Origin of the sequence: Peribacillus sp. CSMR9 (genome assembly GCF_033141925.1) — a bacterium.
In the GTDB taxonomy this organism is placed as follows: Bacteria; Bacillota; Bacilli; order Bacillales; family DSM-1321; genus Peribacillus; species Peribacillus simplex_A.
The window spans coordinates 1-10,186 of sequence record NZ_JAOPHO010000097.1 but is presented as its reverse complement, the minus strand read 5'-3'; the positions used below and the strand labels follow the sequence as shown (position 1 = coordinate 10,186).

Sequence of the window (10,186 nt, the reverse complement as noted above, 5' to 3'; positions counted from 1 at the left end):
GTAAAGGAAAGTGCTGCGTTATCGGATATTGGAACCTATGGAGATGGGAAATGGACTCGGGTAGCAATTGAAACAGTTACGCTGGATACTGCCGGCAAATCAAAAACTCACTCCTTGAATGGTGACGGTGTAAAGGTTTGTTTTAGAACCTTAGAAGGCTCGGTTAAGGGTGGATGTGGGAACGGGATGATGCTAGCGTTGATGATAACTATAATGGATTCAATACAGAGAATTTTGGATCTTATTCTAGTGGTACTTTTGCTATTTATTCAGGTGTTGGTGGAGATGCTGGCGACGAAGAACTATATATGACACTTTACGAAGGGGATTATTATACAGAAAAAATTGAACTGAGATGGTATGACTAATTTATAACATACAAATAATAAATTTGTTGAAAATTTAGGGCTGTTAAGACTTAAAAAAAAAGCCGAGCTTCCTTAGAGTAGGAAAACTCGGCTTTTTTGATGTCGAATTCTGCTTAGCGTATGTTTTCCTCGTTTTGCTACCGGGACCTCATTCCCATCAAGTTAAAATTTCTTTATACCCCCAAACGAAAAAAACCATCCTTTTAGTAATATTTATAGAAAAAATAGTTCATTTTTTCGTTTTGGGGGTATTCCTTTTTCTTAGCTTGATGGCGATGGGGTCCTGCCGACAAAACGCGAATACGCTAAGACAATTTTTGGAATAAAAAGCCCTGAATTTTCTACGCTAAGTAGAAGATTCAGGGCTTTGTTTGAAAAGACTTATCTTATTGTTGAACACTTTTTTTAAATATCTTTTTGATCATATTGTTTAACAGTTAGCCAAGGTTCAATTAGCATTTTTAAGTCCTGTTGAAATATGGTAGAATCCGCATTAATTTTGTTAATCCGATTATTTGGTTCGATAATTTACAACGATTGGAAATTTTTATACAAATGACCCCTTAATCCTCGAATGGTTTCCGTGCCCCTAATAAAGTTGTATCGTTTTGAAAAAAGATTGATTGAAAGATGGGCTATATTTGATGTGAAATGTTGACTATGGGGAAAGGTAATAAATATATCTTTAATAGTGTGATTTACAAGGTTGATCCGGAGAAAGCTGTGTTTAATAATAAAACGGTTAAATAACCTGACCCAAAATTCTATTACAAATGCGTCTTTCCCTCATACCGTCAATAATAGTGGTAAACATAGTCTAATTGTTTCTGACGGTGTAGATGTTGCAATAGAAGTAAAGCCTGATATAGCTAATTTTCATGAACTCCAAAGAAGATTAGTGCAAGGTATATCAGTAAAAAAATGGCGTCGACGAGTCAATACACTTATTTACGAAAATTCTAAGCCAGAATATATACGCAATCATTCAAAACAGGTCCCTTTTTTTATTTTTAGTATAAAGGCTAAAAGTAATATTGATGACACAATTAGAGAAATCAAGACATATTACGAAGAAAATGACGTCCCTATTTTTGAACAAATAGATTGTATAGTGGTATTAAACAAAGGAATTATTATTAATTATAAGTATGAAGAATTATATCCTTGGATCTCTACCTATACTGATGAACAAAAAGCAGGCTGGTTCTTTGAGGAATGAGACGACAACACTCTGCGGGATTTCTTTTGTATTTGGATTTGTCCTATGGAGCTTCAACTGATTTGAATGAAAGTTATTTAAACTACTATTTACTATCTGGGAATTATAATACAAGGCCGGTATAGAAACTTGAGCATCCAGTTTGGGTGCTTTTTTGTCTGAGTTTTAATGAATTTAAGATGATGATTGAAATAATAAAAGGAAGCATCTATTTGATGTTTTGAGTCCTTTAATTTCAGTAAATATGGCAGATATAAAGAGAGCGGGTGTCAGACACCGATTGATAGCTGGAATTTAAAGACTAATGGATCATTTACAAACTATTCAGTTAAATACATAATTAGGAATATTATGAATAAGGAGGGATTACATGTATAGAAAATCACTAACAGTACTATTAGCTGCGGGTATGGCTCTATCAACTGGTACAGTATTTGCACAAACAAACGGGGCAACAAATGCCCAGTCTGACACAGCTTTTGATAACAAAGTTATCAAAAAAATTAGTGCGGACAATATGTATAATACGATTGCCTATCTATCAGAGCAACCGAGGGCTGCTGGTACAGAAGGGGAGCTCCGTGCAGTCAAATACATAGAAAGTCAGTTTAAGAGTCTTGGTTTTGAAACAAAGGTTCAGCCTTTTCCCATCTATGATACGGTGCAAAATGTAAAAGTGAAAATTGGTGACAGTGATTTAGGAGAAACACCGCGTGCCATTAGCGGCAGTATCAGCGGGAAGGTAACGGCCGAACTTGTTAATGTTGGAAAAGCAAAGCCAGAGGAAGTTGGAGAAAATGTATCTGGGAAAATTGCACTAGTTGAACGTGGGGACATTACCTTTGTTGAAAAGGTTCAGAATGTCCTAAATAAAGGAGCGGTTGGCGTTTTAATGTACAACAACTCACCATCAGGAAATAATTTTGGACAAGTATCAGCGGGGCAAAATATACCTGCTGTAGCCATTACCCAAGCCCAAGGTTTAGAGTTGGTCGAACAGCTTAAAACTAAACAAATCACGTCAACTCTGGAAGTGGGAAAAGCTGAAAGAATCGAAAAGACATCCTACAATGTCATCGCTTCCCTAAAACCAAAAGCCAATAAGGATAATGGTCAAATCGTTACTGTTGGAGCCCATCATGATTCTGTCCCGGGCGGCCCTGGTGCAAACGATGATGCTTCAGGTGTATCAGCTGTGCTGGAACTGGCAAGGATCCTGGCCAAAACACCAATTGACACTGAAATTCGCTTCCTCACGTTCGGATCTGAGGAAAGAGGGCTCGTTGGATCATCCTTCTATGCAGATTCCCTTCCCAAAGAGGATGTAGACCGCATGGTGGCTCACTTCCAAATGGATATGATAGGCGGACGTGATGCTGGCGAGGATAATCCTGCAGGTGGTTTGATTATGTATACCATTGATGGAATGAAAAACCTTGTGACGGACCTGGGTTCCTCAGCAGGGGCCAGAACGATGGATGTTGCGATTCCTTATGGACAGCTGGGCAGGAGTGACCACCAACCATTCCATGAGCTTGGCATTCCATCCGCCTTGTTTATCCATTCCCCTGTAGAGCCTTGGTATCACCAGCCTACAGATACACTGGATAAGATATCGAAAGAAAAATTGCAGCAAGCAGCTGAAATTGTCGGTGCCAGTGTGTATCAAATTGCCCGTCCGGAAACTCCGGCATTAACAAATGCACGTGTAGCACCTGTCACGGTAGACTATGATTTTGATGACCGTCCGGTAGATTAAATACTTCATTGTACAGAATTACGAGATTAATAATGGGTCTTGGAGAAAATCAGGAGGGCAGCTGTGTAGTTTACAGATGCTCTCTTCTTTTTATCGACCAGCGCCTCGTGCTTAATTTTTTCACTATAATTAAACACTAATAATCAGGAAAAAGACCATATAAAAAATAAAACGCAAACTTCAATTTTTTGAAAAAGAGCAGCGCCCTATTAAAGTTCACCAAATAAATCGGTGGTTAGGATGCTTCTGATATATTTACGGTATATCCTAATTTTTCTAACCTTCGGACCGAATTGCGTACAATAGAAGCTTGCTAAACTAAGTTGTTTGACACATTGTACGAGACCAGTTCTTTTTACCGACTTAGAAGCGCATGGAAATTATTTATAAATACTAATATGCTTATGAAGTGATGAAAATAGGATAAAAATTCAGTCGTTATTAACTGAAAATTCTTAATTCACACGAAAATAAGTGTATAATATTATAAAACAGTTATCTAAGTTTGTGGGTTACTATTTCTTAATAAGGAGGCGATACTCTTAAACATGTATGGAAATTTATTTTTTAGAAAAGAAATATTAGGAGGATGCAGAAAAGGAGAAATTTATTAGTCTAGAAAGGAATTAAAGCAGCTAGTAGACGCTGGTAATGCGGGTTTAGGTATTGCGTTTCCACCAAGTCGTTCATTGTTTATTTTATTGGGATTCGCTCCTATTGCAGCACTAGTTTCGGAAGGTCAACTTTATGTAGCATTACTTACTGGGGGAGCTTATCAAATTTTATACAGACTATTTTTAAAGATGTGGTTTGTTCAACGCAATAAATTTAAAGCGCTTTCAACAGAATTTGTTCAGCCCATTAGCCAGTCATTTCGTGTTGTATTCAATTAAACTATGTATTTTAATATATACAAAAAATCACTATATATACATACTGGAGGTTTTAGGATGAAAAAGAAAAAAGCATTATCCGGCCTGATGGCTGTGAGTTTACTAACAGTAATTCCGTGGAGTTCTGGACATGCTGAGAAACCTCAATGGACAAATGTGAATACATATGAGGAACAGGACGGAAGCAAGTTTAATAGCGAAAACTATGACTTTGTGAAATTCTCACAAATTGGTTCCAAATTAAAAGAGCTTGAAAAACTTTCAAACCGTGTGAAAGTTGAAGTCCGTGGAACATCAGCTGATGGAAACCCACTCTACGTTGTCACGATTGCTGACCCAACAACGCAAGGGAAGTTTGGAAAAGTGAAGGCACTTAGAAAGCAAATGTTTAAGAATCCAGGCAAAGCTCAAGAATGGGTTGCCAATAATCCTGACTTTAAAGTTCCAATCATGATTAATGGTTCTATTCATGGGACTGAATTTGTCGGAAGCGATGCAATCCTTCAATTAATTGAACGTTTTGCTACCCAAAATGATTCAACAACCAAAGACGTTTTAAAGAATAACATTCTTATTTTCAATGTCGTACAAAATCCAGATGGACGGATTGATGCCACCCGCTTTAATGGCGAAGGAATTGACATAAATCGTGACTTTATCACCCAGTCGCAGCCAGAAACAAAAGAGATGGTTGAGCTCATTAAAGAATGGAATCCCATGGTGTTCCTTGATACTCATGGTTATGTGAAGAATTATCAGCCAAATCTGCAGGGGTTAATTGAGCCTTGTACGCCACCGCATAATCCTAATTACGAGTATGACTTATACGGAAAATGGGCCTATAAACAGGCAGAAGCGATGGAAGCGGAAATAATGAAGGATCATGGGAACTATTCAGGATCCTTGTATCAAAACATGAAAGGTACCTATATTCCGCTGCGCGACGATTCCGCTGGCTGGGATGATTACCCACCAATTTTCACACCAATGTATGCGATGTACCATGGTGCTTACGGTCATACATTAGAAGCTCCAACAAATGATTGGGATGGCGTACGATGGATGTATAATTCGATTATGGGGGCACTGAAATTTGCAACAGCTAACAAGCAATCCATGATTACTGATCAAATTGAAGTTTTTAAAAGAGGAATTAACTTTGACCATCCTTTTCATAAGGAAGGGTTGTTTCCAAAAGCCTACATACTTCCACTAGACCCTAAGGATCCGACTGTTACGAATAAGGCAGTAAATCATTTGATCAATAATGATATTGAAGTTGTTCAAGCTGTGAATGCATTTGAATCGGATGGAGTGTCATATCCAAAAGGAACTTATCTCGTTGAGATGGATCAGGCGAAAGCCGGATTAGCAAACACGATGCTCTGGGATGGGGAAGACATCACGAACGATACCCCAGCGATGTACGACATTTCCGCATGGAGTTTACCGGAGCTTTGGGGATTCGAGGCAGTAGCCACACAAAATCCTATTAAAGTTAAAGCAACGAAAGTAAACCAGATTACAGGTCAAGGAACGGTTTCAGGAAAAGGACCGTTTCTGATTCCGAACAGCTCTGTCCAATCGGTAAATTTAGTAAATGCATTGCTTAAGCAAGGAATACCTATTGTACGTGATGCACAAGGTAACTTCTTTGCAAAAGCAGTAGCTAATCAGGTATCAGCAGCGGTGAAAGAATCTGGGTTACAGGTTGGAACTGCTGAGGTACCAGTAGATGCAGTGGCTATTACGTCTTTAAAAGTGGCTATATTAAAGGATGGAGGTATGGGTAAACAGAAATCACACGCAGGAACAAAGCTCGCTTTGAAAAGACTAGGCTTTGATGTGACAGAAGTTACGCCAGTCGAAGTGGCTAAAAATACCCTTTACGGTTTTGATATTTTTGTCTATAGTGGAACGGAAAGTCTCATTTCTACCAACCTATCTCAAGCTAATAAAGAATTTGGATTACAGAACGATGGGCAACTTAATGCGTTTAAAGAAAATATGACAAGCTTCTTAAATGAAGGAGGCAAATATATAGCTGTAGGTGCTGGTGCATCTAGAGCAACTAAGACACTTGGTCTTACAGACGACATCATTAATGTAGGAGGTTCCAACAGTAATGGTATCGTAAAAGTCGATTTTGAGGGAACCGGTTTAACAGCAGGATATGGAGAGGATGATATCGGCTTTGTCTATCGTCCAACATGGTTCACGGGTACGGATAATGATGAAGTCGTCGCGACCCTTGCAGATTCAGATAATTTCTTCATAGCTGGTCATTGGAAAAATAACATAACCGCCAAGAGCCAAGCCGTAATCGTAAAAGAACAGAATAAAGATGTAACTCTTATTGGGTTAGAAGCAGGTTTCCGCGACCACCCGGATTACTTGTTCCGTCTTCTATCAAATGCAATTTTCGAAAAATAGTAGAAATAGCCAAAGCCGGATTCAGCAATGAATCCGGCTTTGGCTATTTAAAAAATGCTAAACGCTGACTACTAAGTCTTGAACAATTATCTCAGCAATTGCTATAACGGAAAGGATTGGGCTATATTTCTGATGAGGTTGGAAGTAAATCATGCATCTCAATGTTATCAATGGTTCTCCAGACAAAAAAGCAAACCCCGCAGGATTTGCTTATTCCGTTATAAAGGAACACTTTCCTTAATAACCATTCTGTTTTGATGGGCATCCATTGAAAAACCACATTGGTAGCTTTATACTTGCATGAAAGAAATATTTGCTTATTCAACTACCGGGGCATACTTTAATAAGCGTAGTGTCTTCGTACTGTGACATTATAAAAAAAACAGAAAGTATGCTGCAGTTATCTCGACATCTAAAGCAGCAGTCAGCTTTACCATTTTTAATGCTGTCACATTGGATCTTCCAGAAGACATATTCGATGGACCCCCAGAAAGAAAGACAATGAAGCTCCGCAAAGGGGATACGATTGATCTCGACCAGCTTGTCTCAATAGTTAGTCAAGCCTCTGTAGTGCTTTAATTTCAAATCAATTCTTTAAATCATTGGATGTAAATATTAAGAAACCCGGCTAATCTTCTCATGTGAAGATAGCTGGGTTTTTAAAGTTGGATGTGCTATCAGTCAAAAATCACACTAGTTTTTCTATCTTCATGTACGAGCGACTTCTTGGCTGAGCCAAACGCAAAGAGTATAGTTCATCTGCTTGATACTTACTAGATCGCTGTATAAAACCAACTTGTTTGGCGATTTCTTGTAGGACTATTGGAGATAAAAAGCGTTGTAAATCTTGTGCGAAAAGTGTTAGTTCACTAGAGATGATAGGATTCATAAAAAAACACCATCCTCTCTCGTAAACTTCTTACGATAAGCATAGCGTTTTTTCATTTTTGAAGGTATCGTCTTAACTTAGCTTGATGGGCATGTGACGCTACCCCTATCAAGTTTATCTTAGGTGATGTTTGAGCATTTTTTTATATAAAGTAGACCGGTGGATGCCGAGAATTTTAGCTGCCTTCGATTTGTTTCCGTCTACTTTCTGTAAGATGTTTGAAATAAGGTCACGTTCACGTTCTTCGTTCGCCACTTTTTCATTAATCAGCAAATTAGAGGTTGTTGAACTATTTCCTTGGTGAGGAGAACCTAATTGCTGATCTAATTCTAGATCAGTAGTTATCAGAGGATTAATAGTATGAGTTGAGATCTGGCCTGTTTTTTCACTAGAATATTTACTATATTTATTTTTAGTCTTCATAAGATAGTCTGTAAGATGTGGTGGCAGATCTTCTAGTTGAATTCGTGCTTGATCTGAAAGAACAACTAAGCTTTCTAAAAGGTTTGCCATTTCCCGAACATTTCCAGGCCAATCATATTGAATGAAGCTTTCCAAGACTTCTCGACTTAATTTAACGGGGGGGATTTGGTATTTATTGCAAGAATCTTCTAATAATTTTGATACTAAAATAGGAATATCTGTTTTTCTATTTTTGAGGGGAGGGATGTGCAAACGAATGATGTTTAGACGATAGAATAAATCTTTTCGAAAGGTCCCCTTTTCAACCAACTGCTCTAATGGCTGGTTCGTTGCGGCAATAATGCGTACGTTCACATGAATTTCATTAATGCCCCCAATCCTTTCAAATTTTTGTTCCTGCAAGATGCGGAGCAGTTTAGCCTGTAGGTGAAGGGACATGTCTCCAATTTCATCCAAAAAAAGCGTTCCGTTATGAGCCAATTCAAATTTCCCTGGTTTTCCTCCCTTGCTTGCTCCTGTAAAAGCCCCATGGTTGTACCCAAAAAGCTCAGATTCAAGCAACTCATCAGGAATAGCCGCACAGTTAATGGATATTAATGGACCATTTTTTACCGGACTTAAATTATGAATAGCTTTGGTAAACAACTCTTTTCCAACACCGCTTTCACCGATAATTAAAATCGTAGCCATTGTCTTTGCTGCTCGACGGGCTATTTTTTTAACTTCACCTATAGAGCTACTTTCACCGATAATTTTATCAAATGTGATCGTTTCTTCATCTTTCTTGGGATATTCAAGTGTAATCTGTTTATGACTCGACTTATCCTTAAGGGTCTGCATCCTATCAAAGACTTTAGAGAGCTCTGAAACTCCTTCGAAAACAAGCATTCCTATTGCACCAATCACTTTATCATGTCTCCAAATCGGGATTACGCTAGCAATCATTTCTTGCCCCTGCAAAATAACCGCATTATTGCGTTCCGGAATTCCCGTTTCAAGAACAACTGGCAACCGTGTATTGTCAATTACTTCAGTACAATGCTTACCTATAACTTCTTCCTTCCTCATTTGTACGAAACGGCTGTAGGAATTATTAAAAAGTTGGATTACGCCGTTTTGATCTACCACAGTTATACCTTCATAGGCTGTATCAAAACAAAGATCGTACATTTTTACTATTTGATCTAATGATTGTACTTTTTCGCTCAATAAAAAGAATTGGTTTAGCAACCTTCTCGTTGAAGGGAAACGACCAATAAGACGTCCATTTCTATCTAATACTGGAATACGCGTTCCAAACTGAAAGGAAAGTTCGTTTATAGGCTCGTCAGCATAGCAAGCAGGGAACTTATTAATCATGATATTTTGAATTTCTTGTTCTAAAGGTATGCCATTCAAAAATGCTCTCATTATTATTGAGAAAGTGACAATCCCCTTTACTATACAATCTTCGTTAACCACTGCAATGTTATCTATTTCGTATTTCGACATGATATTAGCAGCTTTAAAAATAGAGTCGTGAATTTGTAATAAATATGACTCTTCTTCCATCCAATCTTCAACGATACCGTCCTTAAAAATATTATAGGAGACGCTTTTATTATTTAAAACATTCATCAAGAATCACCTATCTTATATATAATTTTAAATTGATATGAATTTTGAATAATATTAATATTCAAAATAATACTAAAGGAAATTGTTGTCATTTGTCAACGGAGTTGTTCTTGTTTATCTACATAATTATCGATAGAGTGTCGCTTTTCGAAAACAGATATTTAAGAAACGGATGGGCACTTACAGGAAATTTGGCTTAATAACGAGTTGGCACAACTCTTGCATTAGTTTATAACTGTAAGTCAATTTTTTATAAGGGGGTGCAGTATGATTTTTATCGGAGAATTACGTACGCCTAATATTGTATATCATGGAAATGGAAGCCTTTCTAAACTAGGCAAAGTGGCAAGTGATTTAGGTTCCAAAGCATTGTTAATCAGTGACAAGCCTATGAAGGACCTAGGTTATGTGGCAAGGGTTATTAGATATCTTCAAGGTGAGGGTGTTCACTCGATTACATATTTGGGAGTGGACTCAGAAACAAAAGATACTCATGTTGAAGAGGCTTTGGTATTATCCCCTACAGGTAGACAGAGTAAAAAGAGAGCATGATAAAATGTTCTTAACAGTCTATCTGAGAGGGGA

Annotated in this window: 6 protein-coding genes and 2 pseudogenes; 6 read left to right on the top strand and 2 right to left on the bottom strand. The window is 37.8% G+C overall.

All coding sequences use genetic code 11. From position 1 onward, the window contains the following. From N9I19_RS22855 to N9I19_RS25365, 5 genes and pseudogenes are all read left to right on the top strand, one after another. The coding region (locus tag N9I19_RS22855) for a hypothetical protein (protein WP_317779074.1) at nucleotides 1-312 on the top strand (312 nt) is incomplete at its 5' end. A 762-nt stretch (nucleotides 313-1,074) separates the two neighbouring features. After that, a complete protein-coding gene (locus N9I19_RS22850; RefSeq protein WP_317779073.1) occupies nucleotides 1,075-1,587 on the top strand; it encodes a hypothetical protein in 513 nt (170 codons plus the stop codon). Between the two features lie 370 nt (nucleotides 1,588-1,957). After that, entirely contained in the window at nucleotides 1,958-3,346 is a 1,389-nt protein-coding gene (locus tag N9I19_RS22845) for a M28 family peptidase (protein ID WP_317779072.1), read from the top strand. A 950-nt stretch (nucleotides 3,347-4,296) separates the two neighbouring features. Next, nucleotides 4,297-6,672 (top strand): M14 family zinc carboxypeptidase, encoded by a 2,376-nt coding sequence (locus N9I19_RS22840; RefSeq protein ID WP_317779071.1) that lies wholly within the window; start codon nucleotides 4,297-4,299, stop codon nucleotides 6,670-6,672. A gap of 369 nt (nucleotides 6,673-7,041) precedes the next feature. Beyond that, nucleotides 7,042-7,251 (top strand): annotated as a pseudogene (locus tag N9I19_RS25365) (DUF1801 domain-containing protein); the annotation flags it as partial. Between the two features lie 132 nt (nucleotides 7,252-7,383). Here the strand turns inward: N9I19_RS25365 and N9I19_RS22835 are convergent. Together N9I19_RS22835 and N9I19_RS22830 are read right to left on the bottom strand one after the other, a co-directional pair. Further along, a pseudogene (locus N9I19_RS22835) lies at nucleotides 7,384-7,561 on the bottom strand (IS4 family transposase); the annotation flags it as partial. Between the two features lie 114 nt (nucleotides 7,562-7,675). Further along, on the bottom strand, nucleotides 7,676-9,601 hold the full coding sequence (locus N9I19_RS22830; RefSeq protein ID WP_317779070.1) for a sigma 54-interacting transcriptional regulator: 1,926 nt from the start codon (nucleotides 9,599-9,601) through the stop codon (nucleotides 7,676-7,678). 267 nt (nucleotides 9,602-9,868) lie between these two features. On the opposite strand from N9I19_RS22830, the gene N9I19_RS22825 reads away from it, so the two are divergent. Next, the gene (locus tag N9I19_RS22825) at nucleotides 9,869-10,153 is read left to right on the top strand and encodes an iron-containing alcohol dehydrogenase (RefSeq protein WP_317779069.1); all 285 of its coding nucleotides are present in this window, start codon (nucleotides 9,869-9,871) and stop codon (nucleotides 10,151-10,153) included. Nucleotides 10,154-10,186 lie beyond the last annotated feature (33 nt).